This window comes from Pseudomonas sp. TE12508, assembly GCF_056279485.1.
In genome coordinates this window covers 164,906-190,646 of the sequence record NZ_JBWCCN010000013.1, presented here as the reverse complement: position 1 = coordinate 190,646, position 25,741 = coordinate 164,906, and the positions used below count along the sequence as shown (strand labels likewise).

Annotated in this window: 26 protein-coding genes; 13 read left to right on the top strand and 13 right to left on the bottom strand. The window is 59.8% G+C overall.

Features of this window, described 5'->3' with window-relative positions:
* Positions 1-32: 32 nt before the first annotated feature.
* On the top strand, positions 33-440 hold the full coding sequence (locus tag ACZ9IM_RS19175; RefSeq protein ID WP_008073570.1) for an SMI1/KNR4 family protein: 408 nt from the start codon (positions 33-35) through the stop codon (positions 438-440).
* 22 nt (positions 441-462) lie between these two features.
* Here ACZ9IM_RS19175 and ACZ9IM_RS19170 read toward each other — a convergent pair whose 3' ends face one another.
* Entirely contained in the window at positions 463-2,226 is a 1,764-nt protein-coding gene (locus ACZ9IM_RS19170; RefSeq protein ID WP_476224702.1) for a cation:proton antiporter, read from the bottom strand.
* 196 nt (positions 2,227-2,422) lie between these two features.
* Between ACZ9IM_RS19170 and ACZ9IM_RS19165 the strand changes: the two genes are divergently transcribed.
* Complete coding sequence (locus tag ACZ9IM_RS19165) at positions 2,423-2,905, top strand: acyl-CoA thioesterase (RefSeq protein ID WP_007896533.1); 483 nt, start codon at positions 2,423-2,425, stop codon at positions 2,903-2,905.
* Positions 2,906-3,017: 112 nt separating this feature from the next.
* On the opposite strand, the gene pdxY is transcribed toward ACZ9IM_RS19165, so the two are convergent.
* Entirely contained in the window at positions 3,018-3,890 is an 873-nt protein-coding gene (pdxY, locus tag ACZ9IM_RS19160; RefSeq protein ID WP_476224701.1) for a pyridoxal kinase PdxY, read from the bottom strand.
* Between the two features lie 120 nt (positions 3,891-4,010).
* Between pdxY and ACZ9IM_RS19155 the strand changes: the two genes are divergently transcribed.
* Positions 4,011-4,424 carry a DUF3301 domain-containing protein gene (locus tag ACZ9IM_RS19155; RefSeq protein ID WP_007896535.1) on the top strand — a complete coding sequence of 138 codons (414 nt, stop codon included), beginning with the start codon at positions 4,011-4,013 and terminating at the stop codon, positions 4,422-4,424.
* 147 nt (positions 4,425-4,571) lie between these two features.
* Here ACZ9IM_RS19155 and ACZ9IM_RS19150 read toward each other — a convergent pair whose 3' ends face one another.
* A complete protein-coding gene (locus ACZ9IM_RS19150) occupies positions 4,572-5,543 on the bottom strand; it encodes a CobW family GTP-binding protein (protein ID WP_476224700.1) in 972 nt (323 codons plus the stop codon).
* 27 nt (positions 5,544-5,570) lie between these two features.
* Between ACZ9IM_RS19150 and ACZ9IM_RS19145 the strand changes: the two genes are divergently transcribed.
* A complete protein-coding gene (locus ACZ9IM_RS19145; RefSeq protein ID WP_008073576.1) occupies positions 5,571-5,927 on the top strand; it encodes a hypothetical protein in 357 nt (118 codons plus the stop codon).
* Positions 5,928-5,931: 4 nt separating this feature from the next.
* Here ACZ9IM_RS19145 and ACZ9IM_RS19140 read toward each other — a convergent pair whose 3' ends face one another.
* From ACZ9IM_RS19140 to dksA, 3 genes are read right to left on the bottom strand one after another with little or no spacing between them, the layout of a single operon-like run.
* Complete coding sequence (locus ACZ9IM_RS19140; protein WP_476224714.1) at positions 5,932-6,582, bottom strand: DUF1826 domain-containing protein; 651 nt, start codon at positions 6,580-6,582, stop codon at positions 5,932-5,934.
* Complete coding sequence (gene zigA / locus ACZ9IM_RS19135) at positions 6,582-7,790, bottom strand: zinc metallochaperone GTPase ZigA (protein WP_476224699.1); 1,209 nt, start codon at positions 7,788-7,790, stop codon at positions 6,582-6,584. The genes ACZ9IM_RS19140 and zigA overlap by 1 nt, the downstream gene beginning before the upstream one ends.
* Positions 7,791-7,818: 28 nt before the next feature.
* Positions 7,819-8,223: an RNA polymerase-binding protein DksA gene (gene dksA, locus ACZ9IM_RS19130; protein WP_427626284.1), complete on the bottom strand. Its 405-nt coding sequence runs from the start codon at positions 8,221-8,223 to the stop codon at positions 7,819-7,821.
* A 127-nt stretch (positions 8,224-8,350) separates the two neighbouring features.
* Between dksA and ACZ9IM_RS19125 the strand changes: the two genes are divergently transcribed.
* Positions 8,351-8,728 (top strand): hypothetical protein, encoded by a 378-nt coding sequence (locus tag ACZ9IM_RS19125; protein WP_063342061.1) that lies wholly within the window; start codon positions 8,351-8,353, stop codon positions 8,726-8,728.
* Here ACZ9IM_RS19125 and ACZ9IM_RS19120 read toward each other — a convergent pair.
* Entirely contained in the window at positions 8,725-9,933 is a 1,209-nt protein-coding gene (locus ACZ9IM_RS19120; RefSeq protein ID WP_476224698.1) for an N-acetylmuramoyl-L-alanine amidase, read from the bottom strand. The genes ACZ9IM_RS19125 and ACZ9IM_RS19120 overlap by 4 nt on opposite strands.
* Positions 9,934-10,019: 86 nt before the next feature.
* Between ACZ9IM_RS19120 and folE2 the strand changes: the two genes are divergently transcribed.
* From folE2 to ACZ9IM_RS19085, 7 genes are read left to right on the top strand one after another with little or no spacing between them, the layout of a single operon-like run.
* On the top strand, positions 10,020-10,916 hold the full coding sequence (gene folE2 / locus ACZ9IM_RS19115; RefSeq protein WP_008073590.1) for a GTP cyclohydrolase FolE2: 897 nt from the start codon (positions 10,020-10,022) through the stop codon (positions 10,914-10,916).
* Complete coding sequence (locus ACZ9IM_RS19110; protein ID WP_427626288.1) at positions 10,913-11,581, top strand: metal ABC transporter ATP-binding protein; 669 nt, start codon at positions 10,913-10,915, stop codon at positions 11,579-11,581. The genes folE2 and ACZ9IM_RS19110 overlap by 4 nt, the downstream gene beginning before the upstream one ends.
* Positions 11,581-12,447: a metal ABC transporter permease gene (locus tag ACZ9IM_RS19105; protein WP_476224697.1), complete on the top strand. Its 867-nt coding sequence runs from the start codon at positions 11,581-11,583 to the stop codon at positions 12,445-12,447. The genes ACZ9IM_RS19110 and ACZ9IM_RS19105 overlap by 1 nt, the downstream gene beginning before the upstream one ends.
* A gap of 11 nt (positions 12,448-12,458) precedes the next feature.
* Positions 12,459-13,334 carry a metal ABC transporter substrate-binding protein gene (locus ACZ9IM_RS19100; protein WP_476224696.1) on the top strand — a complete coding sequence of 292 codons (876 nt, stop codon included), beginning with the start codon at positions 12,459-12,461 and terminating at the stop codon, positions 13,332-13,334.
* On the top strand, positions 13,331-13,891 hold the full coding sequence (locus ACZ9IM_RS19095) for a gamma carbonic anhydrase family protein (protein WP_008007834.1): 561 nt from the start codon (positions 13,331-13,333) through the stop codon (positions 13,889-13,891). The genes ACZ9IM_RS19100 and ACZ9IM_RS19095 overlap by 4 nt, the downstream gene beginning before the upstream one ends.
* Before the next feature lie 2 nt (positions 13,892-13,893).
* A complete protein-coding gene (locus ACZ9IM_RS19090) occupies positions 13,894-15,231 on the top strand; it encodes a dihydroorotase (RefSeq protein ID WP_476224695.1) in 1,338 nt (445 codons plus the stop codon).
* Positions 15,232-15,264: 33 nt separating this feature from the next.
* Positions 15,265-16,167 carry a His/Gly/Thr/Pro-type tRNA ligase C-terminal domain-containing protein gene (locus tag ACZ9IM_RS19085; RefSeq protein WP_427626296.1) on the top strand — a complete coding sequence of 301 codons (903 nt, stop codon included), beginning with the start codon at positions 15,265-15,267 and terminating at the stop codon, positions 16,165-16,167.
* Between the two features lie 78 nt (positions 16,168-16,245).
* On the opposite strand, the gene ACZ9IM_RS19080 is transcribed toward ACZ9IM_RS19085, so the two are convergent.
* On the bottom strand, positions 16,246-16,767 hold the full coding sequence (locus ACZ9IM_RS19080) for a DUF3617 domain-containing protein (protein ID WP_008007839.1): 522 nt from the start codon (positions 16,765-16,767) through the stop codon (positions 16,246-16,248).
* 131 nt (positions 16,768-16,898) lie between these two features.
* Between ACZ9IM_RS19080 and cls the strand changes: the two genes are divergently transcribed.
* Positions 16,899-18,338: a cardiolipin synthase gene (gene cls / locus ACZ9IM_RS19075; RefSeq protein WP_476224694.1), complete on the top strand. Its 1,440-nt coding sequence runs from the start codon at positions 16,899-16,901 to the stop codon at positions 18,336-18,338.
* On the opposite strand, the gene cfaB is transcribed toward cls, so the two are convergent.
* From cfaB to hflK (ACZ9IM_RS19050), 5 genes are all read right to left on the bottom strand, one after another.
* Positions 18,335-19,519, bottom strand: coding sequence for a C17 cyclopropane fatty acid synthase CfaB (gene cfaB, locus ACZ9IM_RS19070; RefSeq protein WP_427626300.1), 1,185 nt, complete (start codon positions 19,517-19,519; stop codon positions 18,335-18,337). The genes cls and cfaB overlap by 4 nt on opposite strands.
* Before the next feature lie 199 nt (positions 19,520-19,718).
* A complete protein-coding gene (locus tag ACZ9IM_RS19065) occupies positions 19,719-21,629 on the bottom strand; it encodes a heavy metal translocating P-type ATPase (protein ID WP_476224693.1) in 1,911 nt (636 codons plus the stop codon).
* Positions 21,626-22,684, bottom strand: a complete 1,059-nt coding sequence (gene hflK, locus ACZ9IM_RS19060; protein WP_476224692.1) for a protease modulator HflK — start codon at positions 22,682-22,684, stop codon at positions 21,626-21,628. Before hflK (ACZ9IM_RS19060) ends, ACZ9IM_RS19065 begins: the two co-directional genes overlap by 4 nt.
* The gene (gene hflC / locus ACZ9IM_RS19055) at positions 22,681-23,730 is read right to left on the bottom strand and encodes a protease modulator HflC (protein ID WP_476224691.1); all 1,050 of its coding nucleotides are present in this window, start codon (positions 23,728-23,730) and stop codon (positions 22,681-22,683) included. Before hflC ends, hflK (ACZ9IM_RS19060) begins: the two co-directional genes overlap by 4 nt.
* Positions 23,727-25,691: a protease modulator HflK gene (gene hflK, locus ACZ9IM_RS19050; RefSeq protein ID WP_476224713.1), complete on the bottom strand. Its 1,965-nt coding sequence runs from the start codon at positions 25,689-25,691 to the stop codon at positions 23,727-23,729. The genes hflC and hflK (ACZ9IM_RS19050) overlap by 4 nt, the downstream gene beginning before the upstream one ends.
* Positions 25,692-25,741: the final 50 nt, after the last annotated feature.

Here is a 25,741-nt window from a genome sequence, read left to right as displayed (position 1 = left end):
AAACCGCGCCATCAAGCAAGAGGATCCCGGACGTGGAAGAAATCATCGAACAACTGCGTGAAGCCAACGAACCGGTACCGGTCCCCTTGGAATTGCCTGACGAAGATCAGATTGTGGAAATCGAAGAGCAACTGTTCATCGATATCCCATTCGTCTTCAGAGAATTTTTGCTGACCGTCAGCGACGTGGTCTACGGCAGCCTGGAGCCAGTGACTGTCACCGATCCGCAGTCCCACACCTACCTGCCGGACGTTGCCGCCAACGCCTGGGACGCAGGCGTCGATCGCAGCATGATTCCGATCTGCCAGGACGGTGACAATTACTACCTGGTCGAAGAAGACGGCACCGTGGTGCTGTGGCTGGCTGAAGAAGAGTTGCTCGCCGAAGAAACCTGGGAATCGGTATGGCACTGGGCGCGGGACGTCTGGCTGGAAAGCTGATTTACCCTGATGCATCGCGTGTTCAATGCCCGGACGATTCCTTGTGATTGTCCAGCGTTTCCAGCAAGGCCACCTGCATTCGCGTATGCACACGGATGAACCAGCGCCAGAGCAGCGCCGCCACCGCGGCCGCGACTATGACGATCAGCACCAGCAACTTGTTGGTCGGCAGAATACTGGCCGACAAGGCTGCCAGCAGCAGGAAAATCACTAACAGCGAGAGGATCGGAATCACTTCGGCGATTACCCGACGCACTCGCTGTGTGTGGCGGCCGGCCATTTCCGGCTTCACACCCATCTCTGCCAGCAGCATCGACAGCGCCTTGAGCTTGCGATAGGCGGCGATCAGGAACGGCAGTGACAACAGCAACGCCCCACCCCAGATCAACGCTTTCTGCCAGCTCGGGTCGCTGATCCAGCCTTGCAGGTAAACGGACATGCGCTCGGCGAAGAACGCGCCCGAGAAAAAGATCGCAATCACCAACGCCAGATTGACCCCTACCTGCAACAGAATCCGCCGGATCATCGACGCCAACAGTGCACCCTCGCCCTGAGGCTGAATGCTGCGCAGCCATTCGCCATACATCCCGAGCACACGGCCCAGACGCTGTGGCATCACCGCAGCAAGCTTGATCGACAGCGGATCGGCCGCGCGAATCAGATACGGCGTCAACAGCGTGGTGATCACCGAGACGGCCACCGCCACCGGGTAGAGAAAGTTGCTGGTGACCTGCAGCGTCATGCCCAACGCCGCAATGATGAAAGAGAATTCGCCAATCTGTGAGAGCCCCATCCCCACGCGCAGTGAGGTGCGTCCGTCATTACCAGCGATAAAGGCACCGAGGCCGCAGGACAACATCTTTCCCAACACCACAGCCACGGTGATCACCGCGATCGGCCAGGCGTATTGCAGCAGGATCATCGGGTCGAGCATCAGGCCGATGGCGACGAAGAAGATGGCACTGAACAGGTCGCGAACCGGCTCGATCAACTGCTCGATCTTTAGCAGTTGTCGCGATTCAGCCATGATCGCGCCGATCAGGAACGCGCCGAGGACCATGCTGTATTCAAGTTTGACCACCAACAGGCAGAAGCCGAAACACAGGCCCAGTACGGTGATCAGCAGCATCTCGTTGCTGTCGAATTTGGCCACATAGGCCAGCAGTCGGGGCACCAGCAGAATGCCAATAACCAGTGCGACAATCATGAACAGTGAAAGCTTGCCGACCGTGGAAAAGACCTCGCCGGAACTGACTGTTCCACTGACCGCGATGCTCGACAGCAACGCGATGATGCCAATGCCGAGGATGTCTTCGACGATCAGCACGCCGAAGATCAATTGGGCAAAACGTTCGTTCTTCATCTTCAGGTCGTTGAGCGCCTTGACGATGATGGTGGTCGAGGAAATCGCCAGGATCGCACCGAGGAACAGCGAGTCCATGGTATTCCAGTCGAACCAGCGGCCGATTTCATAGCCGATCCAGATCATCAGGACGATTTCCAGGAAAGCCGCTATAAACGCCGTGGCGCCAACCTTGAACAGCTTGCGCAAGCTGAACTCCAGGCCCAGGCAGAACATCAGGAAAATCACCCCGAGCTCGGCGAGGGTCTTGATGGTTGCTTCATCGTGGATCAGGCTGAACGGCGGCGTGTGCGGGCCGATGATGAAGCCGGCGACGATATAGCCGAGCACCACCGGTTGTTTGAGACGATGAAAGAGCACGGTCACCACACCCGCGATCAACATGATCACTGCCAGATCCTGAATGAAACTGATGGCATGCATGGCGTAGGCTCCTTGGAGTGGCCTTTCGAAGGGTAACACTGCGACTTCTGGCAGAAAGGCGGTGCAATATATGGAAACAGATCGATCCGGGCGTGACGGCGACCATCCGCCCGGCGTCCCGATAACTGTTGGTTTGAAAAACCAAGCACCCGCAGAGGTGTAACCCCGAATCCTGCCTTGAACCCGTGAGTACGTTATGGAACCCGGAAACGCCCAGCTGTCGATGACGGTATTGATGACCCCCGACATGGCCAATTTCTCTGGCAATGTCCACGGTGGCACCCTGCTCAAATACCTCGATGAAGTGGCCTACGCCTGCGCCAGCCGCTATGCCGGCCGCTATGTGGTAACCCTGTCGGTGGATCAGGTGATCTTCCGCGAGCCGATTCACGTCGGCGAACTGGTGACCTTTCTGGCGTCGGTCAACTACACCGGCAACACCTCGATGGAGGTGGGCATCAAGGTCGTGACCGAGAACATCCGCGAGCGCTCGGTGCGCCACACCAACAGCTGCTTCTTCACCATGGTCGCGGTGGATGACCAGCGCAAACCGGCCGCGGTCCCGCCGCTGCAACCGCAGAACAGTGAAGACAAGCGTCGGTACATGCAGGCCCAGCAGCGTCGGCAGATTCGTCAGGAACTGGAAAAGCGTTATCAGGACATCAAGGGCGACGCCTGAGCAGACAGTTATCCAGCGCTCTTCAGATCGCTATCGCGAGCAGGCTCGCTCCCACAGGTACAGCGATAACCTTGTGGGAGCGAGCCTGCTCGCGATTGGGACAACCACCCGATTACAGGCTGATTGAGGTCGCTTCGAACCGCACCCGCGGATGGGCGATCCGGTCCTGCGCCCGCACCAGTTCCAGCTCATAGCTGGCGCAAGCCTGGGTTTCCAGCATCACTTCATGCACCGCGGCCGCGGTGAATTCGAAGGCGCTCACCAGATTGTCACCCTGCAGCACACGCGCCAGGAACAGCCCGGCGGTCAGATCGCCAACGCCCACCGGCTGACGTGGAAACGCCAGCAGCGGCCGACGCAGGTGCCAGCTGCCTTCAGCGGTCACCAGCAACATCTCGAAACCCTCTGCCGGTTTGCCGGGATAGTCGAGATGCTTGACCAGCACCGCCTTCGGACCGCGCGCCAGCAGCGCTCGCGCCATGGCCAGGCAATCGAACAATGACTGCGCCTTGCGTCCCGAGAAGCTGTTCAGCTCCAACTGGTTCGGGCACATGAAGTCGGCCACCGCTGCCGCCTCTTCCAGCAGAAAATCGCTGACCTCGGCTGGAACGGTGCAGCCCTTCTCCGGATGGCCCATCACCGGGTCGCAGAGGTATACCACTTTGGGATTGATCGATTTGATTCGTTCCACGCCCGCGAGAATCGCCCGGCCCTGGGCCGCGCTGCCGAGGTAGCCGGACAACACGGCATCGCAATTGCCCAGCTCACCGATCGCCGCGATTCCTTCTACCAATTCCGGAATCTGATGCGGAGCCAGCACTTCCCCGGCCCACTGGCCATATTGCGTATGGTTGGAGAACTGCACGGTATTGAGCGGCCACACGTTCACCCCGACCCGCTGCATCGGGAAAACCGCGGCGCTGTTGCCAGCGTGGCCGAACACCACGTGGGACTGGATGGCGAGCACATGGGGCGTACGTTTCATGCGGTGAGTTTTCCGTCAAACGATTGAAATTCGAGCCGCGCAGTATGCGACTAAACGCAGCCTGTACGACAGACCGGCGACGCAGTTAAGCTGGCACTATCTTGTTGGAGCACCCTGTTGATGCTGACCCTCGGAAACATCTTCGTGCTGATGCTGCTCGCCACCGGTGGCGCGTGGTTGTGGCACAACCACGGCTTGCGCGAACGTGCGCTGGAGCGGGTCATGCAGCATTGCGCCAAGCTTCGGATCGAGCTGCTGGACGGCAACGTAGCCTTGAAGAAGATCGCTTTCATTAAAGACGCCAACGGCCGTCGGCGCCTGGCCCGTGTGTATAACTTCGAATTCACCGTGACCGGCGAAACCCGCCACACCGGCACCATCACCCAGTTCGGCGCCCACAGCGCACAGATCGAGCTCGCGCCCTACCCGATGCCGTTCGACGACACTCCGCCGGTGGTCGATATCGCGAAGCCCAGAGCCGAGGTGATTGAACTGAGCCAGTGGCGGCAAGAACACACCAAGTGGCGGCCTTGAAGGTAGTTGTTGTCAGTTAAATCCATTCGCGAGCAAGCCCGCTCCCACATTTGATCTGTTGTGCTGCACAACTTGTGTGCACATCACAGCCCCCTGTGGGAGCGGGCTTGCTCGCGAAGAGGCCTTCACAGACTGCGCAAAAATCAGCTAATTCGCTTGAGCCCTGCATCCCGCCAGACCTTCCTGCAACACCTCAACATCCTGCTGCTCACTGAAAATCAACTCCATGCGCGAATCCCGACGCCATTCACTGATCTGCCAATCCAGTAACGAGTTATCCACCGCATTCGCCGACACCCACCCCTCGGCGCTGTGGATAACCAGCTTCGCCCGCCGCCATTCAAGGCGCTCAAGCCATTTCCCGATCAATACGGCATCGAATACCTGACTCGGATGCCACCGCCATCCAACACTCCAGCCACCTTCCTGCGCCTGACTCAAGCAAATCGGCAGCGTGGGGTCGGTCCAGATGGCCGGCATCTTCGCCAATCCCTTGGGCACGACAAAGTTATCCACACCCCCGACAGCCTGAGCCCCGAGCCCCGGTAACTCACTCAATGGCAAGACGGCTTGCTGCGTCCAGTACAAGGGACGTTTCGGCAACCGCGCGGCGATTCGCTGGCGATCACTATCGTCGAGGCCTTCCGCCTTGTTCAGCAACAGCAACCCGGCACTGTCCATGGCTTGCTGTTGCGCCGCAGGCAACGGTTTCCCGGCCGCGAGCGCCTGAGCATCCAGCACCAGCACGCACGGCTGCACCGCCAGGACGCCTTGCCACGGAACCTCACTCAATTGCCGGAGTAACTGCGCCGGATGCCCTAGCCCGGAGGGTTCGATGAACAGTCGATCCGGTCGTGCCTTGCGCAGCAACCGCCCGAGGCCGATCTGAAACGGCGCACCATTGACGCAACACAAACAGCCCCCGGCCACTTCCCCCAGTGCGATACCATCGGCGTCCTGGGTCAACAGCGCGGCATCAAGGCCGATCTGGCCGAACTCGTTGATCAACACTGCCCAGCGCTCACCCGCGGGCCGCTGTGCCAGCAGGTGCTTGATCAGGCTGGTCTTGCCGGCCCCCAACGGGCCGGCAATGACGTGGGTGGGAATGTTCTGCAACATGGTCGAGGTTTTCTGAGGAGGTAAAGAATGCGGTTGATGGGATGGTCGTTGCTTCTGGCGCTCACGTCGGGCGAAGCGCTGGCTCAGGCCTGCGTGGTGCACAGCACGGCTGAGCGGCTCGACGTGAAGGTCTGCCAGCAAAACCGCAACATCCCGGAAAAACTGTTCGCCGACGGATTCTGCCAGCCGAATTTGCCCGGGCAGAAAGTCGAGGTGCAGTACGTCGACCAATGCCCTACCGGCGCGTTCGGGGTGTGCAGCAACGCTCAAGTTGCCAATATGCCTTACCGGCAGGATATTCACTATTACGGCGTGGCCACCGATGCGGCATATTTGAAGCCGTTTTGCGAAGCGCAGAGCCAGGGAACCTGGCTCAAACCTTGAGCAGTTAACTCAGCCAGTCGAGGGTCAGAATCAAACGACGCTCGCCCGGCGCTGGTTGCGGCGAACGGTGGATCAAACCGAAGCCTTCGTTGCCGTGCCACTTCTCCCCTTTAAGCAGCGCCACTTCGCCACTGGTGATCTGCTGTATCAGCGACTCATCCGGCGGTTCGGCCTCAGGTTTGCCTAATTGCTGGCGATCCATCGCCCCTTCTTTCAGCCATTGGCTGCCGATACCTGCGTAGGTGGTGATCAACCGCACCGGCACATGATCGACGTGGAAACGCGGGCACATGGCTGTGTCCAGAACCCGCAGGCGCAGGCCGATACGCTCGGCGCCCAACAGGCAGGCGAAGGCGCTGACCAGCCAGGAAACATCAGCGATAAAGCCTTCGTAACCTTCCAGATCGCTGAAGCCTGAGGCTAAACCGTGGAGATTGGGTTCGGCGTCATCGCCGGGCATTTCCAGGGACAGCGACTCGGCCAGCGGCTCGTTCAGGGACAACAACAAACGACCGAAATCGGCAATGTGCGCTGGGAGTTGGCGTTGCCAGAGGGCCAGGTTTATGCCGTCGTCCAGAATTCCGGTCAGCGCTTTTGGCGTATCACCTTGAACCTGACGAATGACCGGTCGCAGCTTAAGACTGGGCGCCAACATCATGCGGCCGCCTCTTCGTGCCAAGGACCGAACGGATCGGGCAGTAACTGCCACCCCTCGACACCCAAGGCCATTTCAGCATCCGTCAGCAGGCAGTTATCGAGTTCGGCGGCGAGTTGCGCAAAGTCGATGTTCTGGCCGATAAACACCAGTTCCTGACGGCAATCACCGGTGGCGGCCGTCCAGTTTTCCATGATCCCTGCGGTGCTTTCTTCGTCTTGCGGCCACTGGTTTTTCGGCACGAAACGCCACCAGCGCCCGGCAAAACCGTGGCGCATCAAACCGCCGGCCTGGGACCAGCTACCAGCATCCCTGTGTTTGCTGGCCAGCCAGAAATAGCCCTTGGAGCGCAGCAATTTGCCGTTCACCCACGGACGGTCGATGAAGCTGAAGAAGCGTTGTGGATGAAACGGTCGCCGCGCCCGATAGGCCGTGGAGGCGATACCGTATTCCTCGGTTTCCGGCACGTGTTCACCGCGCAATTCCTGCAACCATCCCGGCGCCTGAGCGGCTTTTTCGAAGTCGAAGCGCCCGGTGTTGAGGATTTTCTTGAGCGGCACTTCGCCCATGACCATCGGAATGATTTCCGCCTGGGAATTGAGCCGTTCGAGGATCGCGATCAACTCCTGGCGTTCGCGGCTGCTGATCAAATCGATCTTGCTGATCAGGATCACGTCGGCGAATTCGATCTGCTCGATCAACAGGTCAGTGATCGAGCGTTCGTCCTCCTCGCCCAGGGTTTCGCCACGGGAAGCGAGGCTTTCGGCGGCCTGATAGTCGAGCAGGAAGTTCATGCCGTCGACCACGGTAACCATGGTGTCTAGCCGCGCGATGTCGGCCAGGCTCTGCCCTTCTTCATCGCGAAACGTGAAGGTTTCCGCTACGGGCAAAGGCTCGGAAATCCCCGTGGACTCGATCAGCAGGTAATCGAAACGACCGTCTCTGGCGAGTTTGCTGACTTCTTCGAGCAAATCTTCCCTCAAGGTGCAGCAGATGCAGCCGTTACTCATTTCCACGAGTTTTTCTTCGGCACGGTTCAGGCTGACATCGCGCTGAACTTCGCTGCCATCAATGTTGATCTCACTCATGTCATTGACGATCACCGCGACACGCAAATTTTCGCGATTACGTAGTACGTAATTAAGAAGTGTACTTTTTCCAGCACCGAGAAAGCCCGACAGGACGGTCACGGGGAGACGATTGGGCATCAGGTATTCCTCATCAGGATGTGGCCGGTCAAATCGCCCGTTGATGGCGTTCGCGCAGCTCTTCACGTTCTTTGGCTTCAATACACAAAGTGGCGGTGGGTCGCAGCAGCAGGCGCTTGAGACCGATCGGCTCACCGGTTTCGCGGCACCAGCCGTACTCACCGCGAGCCAGGTGTTCGAGGGCTTCGGCAATCTTGTCCAGGAGCTTCTTTTCCCGCTCCAGCAGGCGCAGTTGCCACTGGCGCTGTTCTTCGGCGCTGCCGATATCGGCGGGATCGCTGTGGGGTTCCTGCTCGCGTAACGCGTCGAACTCGCCGGCAATGCGCTCCTGCAGCTCGCTGCGCTGAGCCAGCAACAGCTCGCGAAAGAAGCCTTGCTGGGCGTCGTTCATGTAATCGGCGGCGGGTTGAGCGAGGAGTTCTTGTTCAGTCATGGCGGTGGATCATCAGAACGGGTGTATTTTTATGTTATAGTATAACAATACAAATAAGCCACTCCCCTCTTGTTACTCACGACAAAGGGCACGATGCTTTAAACCGTCCGCCCTTTTGAGAAATGCCATGGGAAACGCCCTGAAACTCTCGCTATTGAGCCTTTCGCTGCTGATTGCGGTCGATGCCTGGGGACAAATCCCGAGCCTGGCCAACTGCACCCGTAGCGCCAATCTGCTGGCCTGCGTAGATGCCGATGGCAATGCTTACAGCGTTAACACCGTCGGTAGCACGATCTATCTGCGCGGCTTCGAAGTAGCCGGCAAACGCCAATGGGCGCAAACCAACAGCCGCTACGGGCAACTGACATTCTTCACGGGCATCGCGTCCGATGGCGAAGCCTGGGTCGGCTACAACCGCCGGGTTGGCTGGACAACCATTAATCGGTTTTCCAGCTCCGGCGGCAGCAGCGGCAAGTTCACGTGCAGCCGGATGACCGGCTGCTAGGCCTGCATCTTTTTCTGTTCCTGTTGCCAGGCGATGTAGCTGTTCATCGGTGGGTTCTTCTGAAAATAGCGCTGCAAACCTTCGAACAAACCATCCGCCACGGCTTGTTGATGACGGGCAGTCACCAGTCGCTGGCTGTCGCGGGGGTTTGAGATGAAGCCGGTTTCCACCAGAATCGACGGCACATCCGGCGACTTCAATACAGCGAATCCCGCTTGTTCCACGCGCTTCTGATGCAGCGTGGTGATGCCTGCCAGGCTGCCAAGCACCGTACTGCCCAGTTGCAAACTGGCGGCGATGATGGCGTTCATCGACATGTCGAGAATCACCCCGGCGAGCATCGGATCCTTGTCCTTGAGATTGAGCAGGCTGGTGGCACCCAGCAGGTCTGCACCGTTCTCCCGTTGCGCCATGAAACGCGCCGTGGCCGAGGTCGCGCCGCCTTCGGACAGGCAGTACACCGACGCACCTGAAGCGGTGAGACGCGGCGCCGCGTCCGCATGAACCGAGATGAACATGTCGGCATTGTGCTTGCGGGCGATCTCCACGCGTTTACGCAGCGGGACGAAGAAGTCGTCGTTGCGCACCAGTTTCACGTCGAAGCCCTTCTCGCGCTTCAGCCGCTTGGCCAGCAATTGGGCGATCGACAGCACCACGTCTTTTTCCCGCTCACCTTTGGCACCGACCGCGCCCGGGTCTTTGCCGCCGTGACCCGGGTCGACCACCACGATGATGTCGCGCTTGGGGTGAGCCTTGTCGGGGACGGGTTCAGGTTTTTCCGACGGCACCGCCGCAATCTGTAGCGGCGCGGCGGTCTTCAGATCGAGCACCAATCGGTGCCCCTGCCCGTCCTGGGGCGGCAGCAGGAAACTGTTGAGCTGCACCGGGCCGCTGAGGTCGAGGACGATCCGCGTATCGCCTTGACCGAAATGTCCGGAGCGGATTGAGCGAATCACCGTATTGCCGAGTGCTAACTGACTGAAATCGCCACTGAGATTGGCGCCACTCAGATCAATGATCAGCCGCTGCGGAGCGCTCAGGGAAAACGTCTTGTATTGCACCGGCCCGCTCAGATCGAACACCAGTCGTAACTTGTCATCGGAACGCCACAGTCGTGCATTGCGAATTTGCGTGGCCGACACACCAAAGGGTAAAGCGAAGGCCGCGCTGGCCAGAATCAGGTTGAGCAAGTGACGTCTGTGCATGGTGAAAGCCTGCTCACGAAAAAGGCATCGTCGATTTGATTGTTATAATATAACATGCCAAATCAACTCCCACGATGGACCTGCTCATGAATGCGCTGACTCTGCCGGATATCGCCGCGCAGGCCTCACGCCAAGCCCTGCCACTCGATTGGGTGGGCATGTGCGGCATTGCTCTTCCTGTTTTATTCGATGGCCAGCGACTGAGCGCAAAGGCCGACGCTGGCGTTAGCCTCGACGATGGAGAGGCGCGCGGCATCCATATGTCGCGGCTGTATCTGGCGTTGGAAATGCTTGAGCAGGAGAACCTTTCGCCCGCGTTATTGCGGCGAGTCTTGCAAAATTTTCTCGAAACCCATGAAGGACTTTCCCGCAACGCTTACCTAAAAATTCACACCGATCTATTGCTCAAAAGACCCGCGCTCATCAGTCCGCTAGCCGGTTGGAAAACTTATCCGGTGAGCATCGAAGCCAGTTTGAAAAACGCGATGTTCCACGTGGAACTAAAAATCGATGTTCCTTATTCCTCAACCTGCCCGTGCTCAGCGGCACTTTCGCGGCAGTTGATTCAACAACAATTCGTGGATGACTTTGCCAACAAGTCGCTGCAACACGCCGACGTTCTGGCTTGGCTCGGTTCCACGAAAGGCATCGTCGCCACGCCGCATAGCCAACGCAGCAATGCGCGATTGCAGTTGCGTCTGGACGATTATCTGGATGACCTGCCGCTGATCGCCGCGATCAACGATGCGGAAGCAGCCCTCGGCACCGCAGTGCAAACCGCCGTGAAACGCGCCGATGAACAAGCCTTCGCCCTCGCCAATGGACAGAACCTGATGTTCTGCGAAGACGCCGCTCGACGCTTGAACCTGGCCCTGAAACGCTCCGCCGGAATCAACGCCTTTCACGTGCGAGTCGTTCACGCCGAAAGTCTTCATGCCCACGATGCTGTCGCCGAAAGTCGCTGGAATTGGGAGGCCGCATGATCCAATGCCAAGCCTTGCGCTGGGGCGCTCCCGGTCAACCGCTCACTCCGTCGGTGGATTTCCAATTGCCCAAAGGAAGTCTGACCGCCGTCATCGGTGCCAACGGTTCGGGTAAAAGCAGCCTGCTAAAAGTCATTGCCGGTCTGCAAAAGCCACTGACCGGAAAAGTCATCATTGATGTTCCACGCAAAGGCGGCCTTTCGTTCCTGCCTCAGCAACAACACCTGGACCGGCAATTCCCCATCAGCCTGCAAGAGTTGGTGGCAGCAGGTTTCTGGGGCAGCAAGCAAACTCCGGAAATTCGCAGCCAACGCCTCAAGTCTGCGCTGGAAGACTGGTGCCTGAGTGGCCTGGAACATCGCCCATTGATGGCTCTCTCCGGGGGCGAATTGCAGCGTGCCCTGCTCGCCCGGTTGAGTCTTGCAGAAGCCCCCTTGTTGTTGCTCGACGAACCCCATGCCGCGCTCGACGAACTCGGCCAGGCGCTGCTCTGGAAACACATCCATGCCTGGCATGCCGAAGGTCGAACGCTGGTGGTGGTGTGTCATGACCTGGCCGCCGTGCGCCAACACATCCCCCAAGCCCTATTGATCAAAAGCAGCGGCTGCGTCCTCGGCCCCAGTACCGACCTGATTCGCCAACAACCTCAGACGCAGGTGGCTTGATGATCGCTGCCGCTCAGCTTTGGCAACCGTTCCACGAATTCGTATTCATGCGCCGGGCGTTGCTTGGTGGTCTCGTTCTGGCGTGCAGCACGGCACCGCTTGGGGTGTTTTTGATTCTGCGACGCATGAGCCTGATCGGTGACGCGGTGGCTCACGGCATCTTGCCCGGCGCCGCATTGGGCTTCTGGTTCGCCGGGTTGAGTCTGCCCGCGTTGACCATTGGTGGCCTCGGCGCTGGCCTGAGTATGGCCGGACTGGCCGCCTGGATCACCCGCCGCACCGGCCTGCGGGAAGACGCGAGCCTGGCCGCGATCTACCCGATATCGCTGGCCAGCGGCGTGCTGATCCTCGGCATTGCCGGTAAGCGACTGGACCTGTTGCACCTACTGTTTGGCTCGGCGCTCGCGGTAGATGGGCCGACTTTGACCGGCATGATTTGGGTCTCGGGCTTCAGCCTGATCGCCATGGCCCTCATCTACAAACCCCTGTTGCTGGACACCCTCGACCCGCTATTTCTGCAAACCGTCAGCCGCCTCGGGCCACTGGCTCATGGGGTATTTCTGACGCTGGTGGTGCTGAACCTGGTGATCGGTTTCCAGGCTATCGGCGCCCTGATGGTGGTCGGTTTGATGATGTTGCCGGCCGCCGCTTCTCGCTTCTGGAGTCGTCGCTTGCCGGTACTGATGGTCATCGCCGCGTTGCTCGGCTGCCTCTCGGTCTGGTTCGGCTTGTTGCTGTCGTTCTACTACTCGCTACCCAGCGGCCCGGCGATCGTGATGGTGGCTGGCGCTTTGTATCTGCTGTCCGTGGTGTTCGGTCCGGTGCACGGTTTGCTGCGCCGCCCGCCTTTGCTCACATCCCAATGAGGTGTAACCCGATGCGCGCTTTACTCGTGCTGTTCAGTTTGATGCTGTCGATGTCGCTGTCTGCAGCAGAAAAACTCCAGGTAGTCACCAGCTTCAGCATCCTCGCCGACATGACCCATCAGGTCGGCGGCGACCATATTCAGATCACCAACATGGTCGGGCCGGACGCCGATGCCCACACCTACGAACCGACCCCGGACGATGCCAAGGCATTGCTCAAGGCCAGATTGATCATCAAGAACGGGCTAGGTTTCGAGCCATGGCTGGACCGTCTGGTGACCAGCACCGAGACCAAAGCCCCGGTCATCAGCGCCAGCCACGGTGTCATTCCACGCTCGCTGAATGAAGACGGCGAAACCATTCCCGACCCACACGCCTGGCACAACCTGGCGAACACCGAGTTGTACATCAGCAACATCACCAAAGCGCTGATCGCCGCCGACCCTGCCAACAAAACCGACTACGAACACAACAGCCAGGCCTACCTGAAAAAGATCTATGCCTTGCTCGCCGAGGCCAAAACCAAGCTCGGTTCGCTGCCGCCGGGTAATCGCAAAATCGTGACCTCCCATGACGCCTTCGGCTATCTCGGTCAGGCTTACGGCATCGACTTCATGGCGCCACAAGGACTGTCTACCGAACGTGAACCGTCGGCCGCCGAAGTCGCTGCGCTGATCACGCAGATCCGTCAGGCCAAGGTCAAAGCGGTGTTCATGGAAAACATCAAGGACGCACGCCTGCTCAAGCAAATCGCCGATGAAAGCGGCGCGCATATCGGCGGCACGCTGTACTCCGATGCCCTCGCGACGACTGGCCCGGCCAGCACGTTCGCCGGGTTGTTCGAATACAACCTCAACACCTTGTATGAGGCGTTGAACAAGCCATGATCCGCAAAAATCCTTCGGGTGATCTTCCGTTGATTGCGGAGTCGGCGTACGTGGATAAAACCGCCATCATCTGCGGCAAAGTGGTGATTGGCGAGAACGTGTTCGTCGGTCCCTATGCGGTGATTCGCGCCGACGAAGTGGACGACTCGGGCGAGATGGAAGCGATCACCATCGGCGCCAATTCGAACATCCAGGACGGCGTGGTGATCCACTCCAAGTCGGGGGCGGCGGTGACCATCGGCGAGTTCAGCTCTATCGCCCACCGCTCCATCGTGCATGGCCCCTGCACCGTTGGTAATCGCGTATTCATCGGGTTCAACAGCGTACTGTTCAACTGCGCGGTGGGCGACGGTTGCGTGGTGCGGCACAACTCGGTGGTCGATGGTCGTGACTTGCCTGAAGACTTCTACGTGCCCTCCACCACGCGCATCGGCCCCAACACTGACCTGTCGCAGTTCCCACCGGTGAGCGTCAGTGCCTCGGAGTTTTCCGAGGACGTGGCGCGTACCAATGTTGATTTGGTGCGGGGCTACAAAGCCCTGCAAAACGAGTTCTGACCATGAGCAGCGTGTTGATTCGCAACGCCCGGCTGGTGAATGAAGGTCGTGAATTCGACGGCGATTTGCTGGTAAGCCATGGTCGCATCGTCAAGATCGCCAGCAGCATAGAAGGTGAAACGGCCGCCGTGGAAATCGACGCCAACGGCCAATGGTTGCTGCCGGGCATGATCGATGACCAAGTGCATTTCCGCGATCCCGGAGCGCCGGACAAGGGCAGCTTCCATACCGAATCCAGAGCGGCGGTGGCCGGCGGCATCACCAGCTTCATGGACATGCCCAACACCTCCCCTGCCACCCTGACCCTCGCTGCGCTGGCCGACAAGAAGCGTCGAGCGGCGACCAGCTCAGTGGCCAATTACGGTTTTCATTTCGGCGTGAGCAACGACAATCTCGATACCGTCGCCGCGCTCAATCCTTGTGAGGTGGCCGGAGTCAAAGTGTTCATGGGCGCCTCCACCGGCAACATGCTGGTGGACGATCCACGGATTCTCGAGCGGCTCTTCGCCGAGGTGCCGACCATTTTGTTGGCTCACTGCGAACACACACCCAGCATCGAAGCCAATGCCGCAAACCTGCGAGAGCTGTTCGGCGAGCACCTTCCACCCGCCGCTCACCCGCTGATCCGCAACGCCGAAGCGTGCTTTCGCTCCTCCTCAATGGCCGTTGATCTGGCCAGGCAACACGGCACCCGACTGCACGTTTTACACTTGAGCACCGCCCGTGAGCTGGCGCTGTTTGAAGACCAGCCGCTGGCACAGAAACGCATCACCGCCGAAGTCTGCCTGCATCACTTGCTGTTCGATGATCACGACTACCCGAGCCTTGGCAACCTGATCAAGTGCAACCCGGCGATCAAGACTCAGGCCGACCGCGATGCTTTGCGCAAAGCATTGTTGAGCAATCGACTGGATGTGATCGGCAGCGATCACGCGCCTCATACCTGGGCCGAGAAACAGCGACCCTACAGCCAGGCGCCGTCCGGTTTGCCGTTGGTGCAACACGCCCTGCCCGCGTTGCTGGAGCTGGTGTCCGATGAGATATTGCCGATCACCACCCTCGTGGCCAAGACCAGTCATCGGGTCGCCGATTTGTTTGCCATCCCCGACCGCGGCTACCTGCGCGAAGGCTATTGGGCAGATCTGGTATTGATTAAACCCGAGCCCGATGGCGTTGCGGTTTCCCGGCAGCCGATCCTTTCGCAATGTGGCTGGACGCCCTTCACCCACCATTGTTTTCGCCACAGCGTCACCACTACGGTCGTGTCGGGGCAAATTGCCTGGCACGACCAACGTCTTAATGACAGCTGCCAGGGTTTAGCCCTACGGTTTATGCGCTAGCGCGCGTTATCGAAAACATTCGAGAACACGATCATGGTCCACATCACCCTGCCCGATGGTTCATTGCGTGAGTACGATCAGCCGCTGACTGTGTATGAAGTCGCTGCGAGTATCAGTCTCGGGTTGGCCAACGTGGCGGTGGCCGGTCGGGTCGACGGCGTGTTGGTGGACTGTGGGTTCCTGATCGAGGGCGATGCCCGGGTCAGTATCGTCACGCCCCAGGAGCCCGATGGCCTGGAGATCCTTCGCCGTTCCTGCGCGCTGATGTTGGCCATGGCCGTCAAACAGCTTTTTCCGCACGCGCAATTGCGGACCGGATCGTCGCTAGGTGACGGTTTCTTTTATGAGTTTGCTTTCCAGCGCTCTTTAACTCTGGCCGAGCTGCCTGTTATTGAAGCGCGCATGCATGCACTGGCGGCGACCAACCATTCGATCCGCCGGGAACCAGCTCCCCAGGCGACGTCAACCGAACAGTTATCGCTGTATCGCTTGGGGGATTTTGAAAGTTTCGCAGCAGGCCCGCATGTTCCCACCACCAAGGTATTGCAAGCGTTCACTCTGAACCATATCAGCGGCACGTCGCAGCAACGGATCTACGGCACGTGCTGGTCCAGCCAACAGGAGCTGGACACCTGGCGAGCGCCGCCGCAGGTGATGGTCGTGAACATCGATGAACGTCAGACCGCTTATGCGCACTCAGTGACCCAGGCACTGCGCCGCCGCGAACTGAGGGCCAACTCGGATCTGCGTAACGAGAAAATCAGCCACAAGATTCGCCAGCACAGCCAGAAAGTGCCGTATCTGTTGGTAGTGGGAGAGAAGGAAAAGGAAGGCGGGTTTGTCAGTATGCGCAGCGGCAGCGGAGAGAACTTCGGGGAGAAAGGGATTGAGGCGGTGTGTGAATTGTTGAATCCGCCCAAGATTCAAGGTGACTAAACGGACGTCATCGCGGGCAAGCCCGCTCCCACAGGGATCGCGTATGACCTTGTGGGAGCGGGCTTGCCCGCGATGCTTTTAGGCTCTTGGCTTCACTGTGCCGCAATCCTGGCCCAACCACACAGCGCGAGTATCGAGGCTACCCTTCTGCTGAATGCCGGTGGCGTTGAAGGTGCCGTTGACCTTGGTGGTGAACTCACGATCGCTGAGGAATGTCGCGACACCCGCACCTTGCGCTTTCGGGCAGCTGAAACGGAATTTCCACTGGTTGCCGGTACGTTCGGTGATTTGCTGCTTGCAGCCCGATTGTGGGTCCGTCAGTGGAATGTTGTCGGTCTTCACCTGCTCGGGCGTCAGGCACGCCCGAATCCCCTTACCGCCCATGGTGATGCCCTGCTTCTCCAGCTGCGCGCGCTGTTCAGGAGTCATCTGACTCTGTATCTGGCCGAGGATCAGTTGCAGATCGGGCAGGTTCTGGTCATCGACCTTCATGTTGCTTGAAGTCATTTCCCACAAGCCCGGCTGCAACATCTGCGCCTGAGCAGCCACAGGCAGTGTCAAACCAAACGCAATGGCCAAACCCAGCAGACGAACGTTCATCGAGTAACTCCTGATCATTAGTGGCCGTTAGACGTCAGCCACGGGCTTCGGTTCATGGGCCAATTAAATAGCGACATTCTGCCCGGAACATGGTCTGTTAAGCATTGAATCTTCAGGAGCAAGGCTGCCCCATGGATTACTTTGGACCGCATGTTTTCGGTTATCTGATCGCTCTGCTGCACGCGCTGGGCTCGATTGCCGCCATCCATGCCGTATTGACCGTTCGGACCGCTCAGGGCTCGATAGCCTGGGCTCTGTCACTGCTGTTCATTCCCTACCTCACGCTTATCCCTTATCTGGTCTTCGGCCGCAGCACCTTCGATGGCTATATCAAGGCCCGGCGGCAAGCCAACGAGGAAATGCGCAAGGCAATCTCCGAGCTGAACTGGCGCCCCTGGGTAGAAGAGGCGCTGACTGCTCGTGCCTCCAGCGCCTACGCGTCGTTGAGGGCCATGCCGAAACTGGGGCGCATGCCGTGCCTGGCGAATAACGAAGTACACCTATTGATTGATGGCCAAGCCACCTTCGATGCGATTTTCGACGCCATCAGTAACGCCCGGCAAGCGGTATTGCTCCAGTTCTTCATCATCCACGACGATCGCCTCGGCCAACGCTTGCACACCTTGCTGACCAAGAAAGCTGCCGAAGGCGTGGCGATTTACTTGCTCTACGACCGCATCGGCAGCCACTCCCTGCCCCATGGTTATGTGCAACCATTGCGCGATGCCGGGATCGAGGTCAAAGCCTTCGCCACCCGCAGCGGCTGGCTCAACCGCTTTCAGGTAAATTTCCGCAACCACCGCAAGATCGTCGTGGTCGACGGGATTGTCGGTTTTGTCGGCGGCCTCAACGTCGGCGACGAATACATGGGCGAGAAACCACCCCTGGCGCCATGGCGCGACACCCACGTGCAAGTGCGCGGGCCGGTGGTGGCCTGCATGCAGGAGTCCTTTGCCGAAGACTGGTTCTGGGCAGCCCGTTCGCTTCCACCATTGATCCTGCCGGAGGTTTATCCGGATGACGGCGTGCTCTGCCAATTGCTGGCCACCGGCCCGGCGGATTCCTACGAAACCTGTTCGCTATTCTTTGTCGAAGCCATCCATGCGGCGATGGAACGGGTGTGGATCACCACCCCTTACTTCATCCCCGACGAAGCGGTGTTCGCCGCGTTACGACTGGCAGTATTGCGTGGTGTGGATGTACGGATTTTGTTGCCGTCGCGGGCGGATCACCGGATCGTCTACGCCGCGTCCAGCCTTTACGCCTTCGAAGCCGTACGTGCTGGCGTACGCCTGTTCCGTTACCAGCCGGGGTTCATGCATCAGAAAGTGGTGCTGATCGACAGCGAAATCAGCGCCATTGGCAGCGCCAACATGGACAACCGTTCGTTCCGGCTGAATTTCGAAGTGATGTTGCTGACGGTCGACAGTGCGTTTGCTGCCGAAGTGGAACAGATGCTCAACGATGACTTCGCCCAGGCTCACGAAATCGCCAAAGAAGAAAGCCGGGAGACCCACCGCCTGCAACAGGTCGGCATGCGGATCGCCCGGCTTATTTCACCGATTCTCTAATTGTAAATGTCGTCGCGGGTCCACGGCAGTTCATGGCTGCCATCGGGATGGGCTTTCACCGCGAGGATTTGATGTAGGTTGATCCAGCCTCTGGCGAAGGCATAGGCGCATCCCGCCAGGTACAACCGCCAGATCCGTAAAGCCTGTTCTGGCACCAGTTTGCCGGCAGCTTCCAGATTGTCTTCCAGGCGTTCGCTCCAGTGGTCCAGGGTCCGCGCGTAATGCAGGCGCAGACTCTCGACGTCGACGATCTCCAACCCCGCGTCGCTGATCTCGGCCGAGATCATCGACAGGTGCGGCAGCTCGCCGTTGGGGAACACGTACTTCTCGATGAACTCACCGGCACCGCGCCCGACCGGACGACCGTCGATGTGTTTGGCGGTGATCCCGTGGTTCATCACCAAGCCACCCTCTTTCACCGCGCCGAACAAGGTTTTGCAGTACTCGGCAAGATTCGCATGGCCAACGTGTTCGAACATGCCGACGCTGACCACCTTGTCGAAGCGCCCGTCCTGAGGCAAATCGCGGTAGTCGAGCAGTTGCAATTCGATCTGATCCTCCAGGCCTTCGGCTTTCACCCGTTCACGGGCCAGCTCCAATTGCTCCTTACTCAGTGTGATCCCGAACACCTTCGCGCCGAACTCACGAGCCGCATAACGCGCCAACCCGCCCCAGCCGCAACCGACATCCAGCAGATACTCGCCTGGTTGCAACCGCAGCTTGCGGCACAGGTGACGAAACTTGGCTTGTTGAGCTTGTTCGAGAGTTTCACTGCCGGTTTCGAAATAGGCGCAGGAATACGCCATGTCGCTGTCGAGCCACAGTTGGTAAAACGCGTTGGAGAGGTCGTAGTGGTAGGAGATGGCTTTGGCATCGGTTTCCTTGTCGTGAACCGAGCGCACCGGTTGCTCATCTTCGTCCTCGTTGATCAGCGCCTGACTCCATTCATCGCAGACACGAATCACATCGCTGATAGAGCCTTCCAGCTCCAGCTTGCCTTCGACAAACGCCGCCCCCAACGCGTCGAGGCTGGGATGGGTGAACTGGGTAACCATGTGTGGGTCCTTGACCACAATGGTGACGCTGGGCGTCGGCCCCAGATTGAACTCATGGCCGTCCCAGAGTCGCAAGCGTAGCGGTAATTGCAGATTCTGTAAGGCCGGTGGAAGTTGCGCGAGCATGAAAAGTCCCCCTTGTTTCAGACGTCAAATCTGAGGGTAGACCATCCTTGAAAAATAGCAGGCTATCGAATTAATAGCCTTTTTCTATTCCCGGTGTTGCCTGCAACACTGAAACCATCCCACGGGCGATCGTTGAAAATGACCGCCTTACCCTAGATGACTACAAATCCGGCACACAGTTCTGAAAAGTTGTAGACGCTCACACCTCATCCTTAAGCTTGAGTAGGGGTTCCTGAAAGCGTAGCAAACGCCCGGCATTCCCGAGCACTAATAACGTGCTCAAATTGTGCAACAGCGCGGCAATCATCGCCCCTGCCGCGCCGAGCCAGCCGAATGCGGCGAACGCGACGATGGCCAGGGTCCAGCCCAACCCGATAATCACATTGACCTGCAAGGTCTGGCGGCATTGGCGACTCAAGCGCACACAGGTTCCGAGCCGGCGCAGGTCGCTGCCGATCAGTACGATATCGGCCGAAGCCAACGCGATGTCCGCACCGCCTGCGCCCATGGCCACACCGACCACACCGGCCTTGAGCGCCAGGGAATCGTTGATGCCGTCTCCCACCACCATCGGCCGGAATCCGCTGCCGATTTCTTTCAGCACACGATTGAGTTTGTCCTCGGGCAAGGCCTGGGCTTCGACATCGCTGATGCCCACATCCCGGGCCAGCGTGTGCGCAACACTCTGCCGATCCCCGGTGAGCAACAACTGACGACCCAAACCCAATTCACGCAATTCGCTCAGGGCAAACCGCGCCTCGGGTTTGACACTGTCAGCGAGCAACAGCCAGGCGAGAAATTCACCGTTGAGTGCCAGCCCGGCAATCGGGCCGTCGTGTTCGGGCACCGCTGATGTGGCGATGCCCAGTTGCGCGAACAGCTCCGGACGACCGAGGGCCGCTTCGCCCTGCTCGGTCATCGCCACGACACCCAGCCCCTGACGCTCATGAATGTCAGAGAGCAGCAGAAAGTGTTCCTGAGTGACCAACCCGGCCAAGGCGCGGCTGACCGGGTGACTGCTGGCGGAACCAAGGCTGGCGGCGAGCTTCAGTACGTGACTGCGATCCTCCAGTGGACTGTCGATGGACTGCAGGCGCAAGGTGCCGAACGTCAGGGTTCCGGTCTTGTCGACCACCAACGACGTCAGGTCAGCCAACTCTTCGAGGAACGCCGAGCTGCGAATCAGAATCCCGTGCCGAGCCGCCACCGCCACCCCGGCAATGGCCGTGGCCGGTGCCGACAACACCAGCGCGCAAGGGCAAGCCGCGACCAACACTGCGAGCATCGCTTGCGCATCGTTGGTAACAAACCAGGTCACGGCGGCCAGCAGCAACACCAGCTCCATGTAGCTTCCGGCGTAGCGTTCGAGCAAACGGGTGATTGGAGGCTTGGAACGTTCGGCACTTTGCATCAGCGCAATGACTTTACCCAGGGTCGATTCGTTACCGGTGCGGGTCACTTCAATGCGCAGCAGGCCATCGAGATTGATCGCCCCGCCGAATACCGACATGCCCACATCCGCCTCCATTGGCACCGACTCACCGGTGATCGAGGCGGTGTCGAGGCTTGCCTGACCGGACAACACTCGGCCATCCGCTGGCACGCGATCACCGGCACGCACCTCCACGAGGTCACCGGCCTTGAGGGTGCCGTTGTCGACTTCAACGACGGAACCGTCAGCCTGAATCTTGCGTGCATGGCTGCGGGTCAGTTTACCGAGAGCATGAATCGCTTCCTGGGAACCGATCACACTGCGCTCTTCCAGCACGTGGCCGAAGATCATGATGATCGGCAGCAACGCCGCAGTGAGTAGATCGCCTGTGGCCCAGGCACCGAGCATGGCCAGGGCGATCAGTTGATCGGTGATCCCGTGCAGGCTCGGATAACGCAGGCTGTACCACGCCGAGCGCATGACCGGCACGGCTACCAGCAAGGACGCAAAACCCAATAGCAATTGGCTGACTCCGGTCTGCTCCGGCAACAACCAGCGCCAGATCAGGCCCAGCGCAAGCAACCCAAGCGCAAGCATGGCCAGGGTCAACTGGCGCGCGGCGCTACGTTGTTCAGCCGAGGACAACATGCTCGGCGCGGCGGCGGTTTGGGCAGTCATTGCGCAGCTCCCTGAATGATCAGGCGGGAATCGTCTTTCGGATCAACCGTAGTCACCGAGCCGGCCTGCCCGAGAATCTTCGGCATCCGTTCACGGTAAATACGCAGCAGCATTTGCGGGTCGGTGCCCTGCTGTTGCGCCTTGGCCAAGCTCAGCACTGTGGCGGTGTCGGCAGAGGCTTTGGCCAGGCGTTCGCTGGCTTGGGCGTGAGCCACTTGCTGCGTGCGGTCGGCTTGTTCGTTGGCGCTCTGAGTCAGCTTTTCGGCTTCAGTGCGCGCGTTGGCCACGGCTTTGTCGGCCTGCTGGCTGGCGGTTAACACCGCGTTGAATGCGTTCACCGCCGGGCCGGGCAGACTCGATTGCACATCGACCCGCGCCACTTCAATGCCCAACCCCTGCCCGGTCGCGGTCAGTTCGGCCAAGCGCTGATTGATGCCCCGCACCAGATCGCCACGTAGACGTTCGCGACGTTCGGCGGCCTGATTGTCGGCGCCGATCAGTTCCGGTCGAGCCACCAGGATGGTGTCCAGGTCTCGCGCAGCGGTGAGTGCCAAGGCACTGCGGGTCACCAGCCGATCCAGTGCCGGCAGCACATGTTCACCCTGAAGAACGAAGGCATAGGGTTCAGTGACTTTGTAGAACACCCGCACATCCAGTTGCACCACGCCTGCATCACCGGTCAGCAGATAACCGGAGCCGGCAAGCGCATCGCTGATGGGCGTGGCGAAACTCGCCACTCGATCCGCCTGCAATGCAGCATCCGAGCGCAGCAGACTTTCCACCCGACGTTCGATCACCCGATCCGCTGCCGGCAACAAGATTACCTGCTCAAACGGGCGTGGCCATGCCAACAGCAAACCGGCATTTTGAATGCGATCCAGTGCGCCGAAGTGCAGCACCACGGCACGATTTTGCGGGTCGATTTGCCGCACATTGGAGAATGCCCACGCCAGCGCAGCCAGCACAGTCACGGCGTAAAGCGCCAGAAAAGCCAAGCGCCCGGCCTGAATCCAGGGGCTGCTCAACTCATGTGTTCCACGTGGAACTAAACTCATGGCTGCGACCCGGACTTGTTATCGAGCGTCGGCGGACCGTCAACCAACACCCGGAACGGTGCCGCATCGGTACGCAAAATAAGTTTGGTGCCCGGTGCGACGATAGTGCCCAAGGTATCGAGAGAGCGCAGCAAGTTGTAGAGCTGCGGCGAACCGGCGTAGGCACGGCCGTAAATCTGCGCGGCTTCGACGCGGGATTGGGCTTCGATGTCCGCAGCTTTCACCGTCGCATCGGCTTGCACAATTCGCGCATCACGCTCGGCCGCAGAGCGAATTTGTGCAGCTTCCCGCTTGCCGATGGCCGTGCGTTCAGTGGCGATGGTTTCACGCTCCGCGCGCATACGATCGACAGTCGCGGTGAGCGTCACCGACGGCAAGGTCAAACGCTCGATGCCGACTTGCAGCACTCGCACGCCATAAGTGGTGAGCAACTGTTGATCGATCTGCTGACGCAGCTGCGCTTCAAAATCGGCGATGCGCACTTGGTTGGCATCGGTGTTCACCAGGTTGGCCAGATCGAAACTGCTGGCGGTGGTTTCCAGCGCCGAGCCGACAAAGGTGCGGATCTGCCGCGCGGCTTCGTCCGGCTGGTTCTGTACGGCGCGCATAAAGCGTTGCACGTTGTCCGGATCACCCTGCACCTGCCAGGCCACGTAGGCTTGCACGATGATGCGCAAACCATCGCGCGTGCCCACATCCTGCAAACCGCTGGAGGTGGTGCGCAGCCGCAGATCCACCGGGATCGCCGCTTCGAACGGTGCCGGCCAGCGCCAGCCAAGACCGGGTTCCAGCAACACCCGCGATGGATTGCCGAAGCGAGTGATGACCGTGGCCTCTCCCGAACGCACTTGCACCAGGCTCGCCGCCGCAATGGCAAACGCCACCAGCAGCGCCGCCCATCCCATTCGCCGCCACGGGAAAGGGCCAGCTTCGTGTGGATCACCGTGGTGATGATGGTGATGGCCGTGGTGATGTCCGCCATGGCCGTGATCGTGGCCAACGTGGTCATCGTGATCGCGATTGTGTGTAGGCGTCGGCTGGCTCAATGGACGGCTCCTGGCTGAACGGTATTACGCGGCGGCGCAGGATCAGCCGGCAGCGTGAAGGTACGTAGGTCGATGGTCGGCGCATTACCGCTGCCGCCCAAACGATGATCGAGAACCAGCAGCTTGGCGCTGGCCAAACCTTGGGTCAGTTGACTGAGGTATTGCTCCAGCACGAAGGCCTGGCCGGCGCTGGAATAAGCCTTTCGCTCGGCGGCAAATTTCAGGTCGGCGGCCTGAGCGGTCGAGTTGATTTCATGAGCACTGGCCGTGGCTTGATCGTGAGCGATGCTGGCCTGCAATTGCGCCTGGTTGGTCGCCTCGGCCGCAGCCCCGCGCTCACGGGAAATCAATGCCTGAGCTGCAATCTGCGCCGCTTGCACGCCGTGATAAGCATTGGCCGCCCCCGCTGGCGGGTGGATGGCCTCGACCACCGTGGCGAGAATTTCCACGCCGCTGTCGAGTTTTTGCAAGTCAGCCTGCACGGCACGGCCGATCTCTTCGGCCAGCCCTACCCTGTCCTCGCCAAGCAAACCATCGAGGGTTCGCGAGGCGAAATCGTGCACCAGAATCCGGCTGGCGGTGCTGCGGATCAACGTTGGCACATCGGCGCTGTTGTACGTTGCTGCCAGCGCCGCCTGATCGCTCAGGCCGATGCGATAGACGAAGCGCACGTCCATGTTGACGATCTGTAAGCTCTGTTTGTCGGCGCGGCTACTGGCGATGACCTGGGATTTGTCATTCACATGGCTGGCGTCCCACAAGCGATTGGCAATCGCCGGTGCCGGGCCTTCGGCAGGTTCGGCCGCGACCGGTGCCGACGCTTCACCGACACTGGTGGCCAACTCGTGGACCACGCCGTTCTCGACGCTCAGCACGCGGCCCAGCGGCCATGGCAAACCGGCGTGCAAACCAGGGCCGAACACCTCCACCGGTTTGCCGAAACGCTCGTAGATACCGCGCCCTTGCAGGGGGATTTCGTGAATGCCGGTGAGCGACCAACCGACGATAGCCACCACTGCCAGCACCGGCAAAAACGCCCGGCGCATGTAGGTAAAGGCCCAGATTTGCCGCAGGTCGATACCGAAGCGGTTATGCAACTCGTGCTGCAATGCGAGCAAAGGTTGCGGCGGCCAGCGCAGCATGTCGGCGACGAAGCTTCGCGCCAGCAAGGCCGGTTCCAGCTGTTCACGACGGGGACTGAACAGCGATAACACGGCCCGCAGCAGCAACTCGACGGTGACCAGCCCCGGCAGCAAGCCGATCAGCACCGCCAGACGCACCGGCCAGACCGATGTTTCGCTGCCGAACAACAAACACAGGGCGCTGAGCACCAGGCAAATAATCGCAACCCGTGTCAGCTGCGCCAACGGCCCTGCTTCGGGCCACTGGGCGACATTTTCCTGCGCCAGTTGCCGCTCCAGCACCAGCAAACCAAAAGCCAGCAGCAACGACAGCGTGGCGCCGACACTGGCCGACAACCCCAGCGCGGCGGGCGGCAAGGTCAGATTCCAGACTTGCTCGATGCTGTACAACGTCAATAACGCCCAGCCAGCCAACCATAGCGTCGGCGCACCGATCTGCCCTAGCAAGCGCAACCAACGTTGGCTGATTCGGTCCAGCAACCGCTCGTACCAGCCTTCAGCGGCAACAACTTCCTCAGCGACAACCACCGGCACGGACAATGCTGGATTCATCGCCCGTGCGCGCCACTGCGTTACCCACCAGGCCGATTGCAGGCCGGCGACCAGCACCAGCAAACCGGCGCTCTGATTGACCAACAACACCGGCCAGAGCGACTGCGGTGCAAATAGCCCGACAAAAAACGCCAGTACCAGCCCAATCGCCGCCAAGGCTCCCAAACCAATTGCGAATTGCCGCAATCGACGCCCTTGAACGACCGCCTGCTGAAAGCGCGGCAGCGCTGCTATTTGTGCCCCATCGCCATCGAGATCGACTTGCATACCACCCCAGCCATCGCTCACATCACAATTCGTTACGATATAACGAAAGT

Excerpts from the sequence above, each read along its gene's own strand:
- ACZ9IM_RS19150 (WP_476224700.1), bottom strand. The coding sequence starts at position 5,543 with ATGTTGCAGAACATTCCCACCCACGTCATTGCCGGCCCGTTGGGGGCC.
- cfaB (WP_427626300.1), bottom strand. The coding sequence starts at position 19,519 with ATGCTCGCGCAACTTCCACCGGCCTTACAGAATCTGCAATTACCGCTA.
- hflK (WP_476224713.1), bottom strand. The coding sequence starts at position 25,691 with ATGCAAGTCGATCTCGATGGCGATGGGGCACAAATAGCAGCGCTGCCG.
- ACZ9IM_RS19080 (WP_008007839.1), bottom strand. The coding sequence starts at position 16,767 with ATGAACGTTCGTCTGCTGGGTTTGGCCATTGCGTTTGGTTTGACACTG.
- ACZ9IM_RS19095 (WP_008007834.1), top strand. The coding sequence starts at position 13,331 with ATGATCCGCAAAAATCCTTCGGGTGATCTTCCGTTGATTGCGGAGTCG.
- ACZ9IM_RS19120 (WP_476224698.1), bottom strand. The coding sequence starts at position 9,933 with ATGCACAGACGTCACTTGCTCAACCTGATTCTGGCCAGCGCGGCCTTC.
- ACZ9IM_RS19085 (WP_427626296.1), top strand. The coding sequence starts at position 15,265 with ATGGTCCACATCACCCTGCCCGATGGTTCATTGCGTGAGTACGATCAG.
- ACZ9IM_RS19145 (WP_008073576.1), top strand. The coding sequence starts at position 5,571 with ATGCGGTTGATGGGATGGTCGTTGCTTCTGGCGCTCACGTCGGGCGAA.
- zigA (WP_476224699.1), bottom strand. The coding sequence starts at position 7,790 with ATGCCCAATCGTCTCCCCGTGACCGTCCTGTCGGGCTTTCTCGGTGCT.
- ACZ9IM_RS19125 (WP_063342061.1), top strand. The coding sequence starts at position 8,351 with ATGGGAAACGCCCTGAAACTCTCGCTATTGAGCCTTTCGCTGCTGATT.
- ACZ9IM_RS19165 (WP_007896533.1), top strand. The coding sequence starts at position 2,423 with ATGGAACCCGGAAACGCCCAGCTGTCGATGACGGTATTGATGACCCCC.
- cls (WP_476224694.1), top strand. The coding sequence starts at position 16,899 with ATGGATTACTTTGGACCGCATGTTTTCGGTTATCTGATCGCTCTGCTG.
- ACZ9IM_RS19065 (WP_476224693.1), bottom strand. The coding sequence starts at position 21,629 with ATGACTGCCCAAACCGCCGCCGCGCCGAGCATGTTGTCCTCGGCTGAA.
- hflK (WP_476224692.1), bottom strand. The coding sequence starts at position 22,684 with ATGAGTTTAGTTCCACGTGGAACACATGAGTTGAGCAGCCCCTGGATT.
- ACZ9IM_RS19170 (WP_476224702.1), bottom strand. The coding sequence starts at position 2,226 with ATGCATGCCATCAGTTTCATTCAGGATCTGGCAGTGATCATGTTGATC.
- pdxY (WP_476224701.1), bottom strand. The coding sequence starts at position 3,890 with ATGAAACGTACGCCCCATGTGCTCGCCATCCAGTCCCACGTGGTGTTC.
- dksA (WP_427626284.1), bottom strand. The coding sequence starts at position 8,223 with ATGACTGAACAAGAACTCCTCGCTCAACCCGCCGCCGATTACATGAAC.
- ACZ9IM_RS19100 (WP_476224696.1), top strand. The coding sequence starts at position 12,459 with ATGCGCGCTTTACTCGTGCTGTTCAGTTTGATGCTGTCGATGTCGCTG.
- ACZ9IM_RS19090 (WP_476224695.1), top strand. The coding sequence starts at position 13,894 with ATGAGCAGCGTGTTGATTCGCAACGCCCGGCTGGTGAATGAAGGTCGT.
- ACZ9IM_RS19105 (WP_476224697.1), top strand. The coding sequence starts at position 11,581 with ATGATCGCTGCCGCTCAGCTTTGGCAACCGTTCCACGAATTCGTATTC.
- ACZ9IM_RS19110 (WP_427626288.1), top strand. The coding sequence starts at position 10,913 with ATGATCCAATGCCAAGCCTTGCGCTGGGGCGCTCCCGGTCAACCGCTC.
- folE2 (WP_008073590.1), top strand. The coding sequence starts at position 10,020 with ATGAATGCGCTGACTCTGCCGGATATCGCCGCGCAGGCCTCACGCCAA.
- ACZ9IM_RS19155 (WP_007896535.1), top strand. The coding sequence starts at position 4,011 with ATGCTGACCCTCGGAAACATCTTCGTGCTGATGCTGCTCGCCACCGGT.
- ACZ9IM_RS19140 (WP_476224714.1), bottom strand. The coding sequence starts at position 6,582 with ATGTTGGCGCCCAGTCTTAAGCTGCGACCGGTCATTCGTCAGGTTCAA.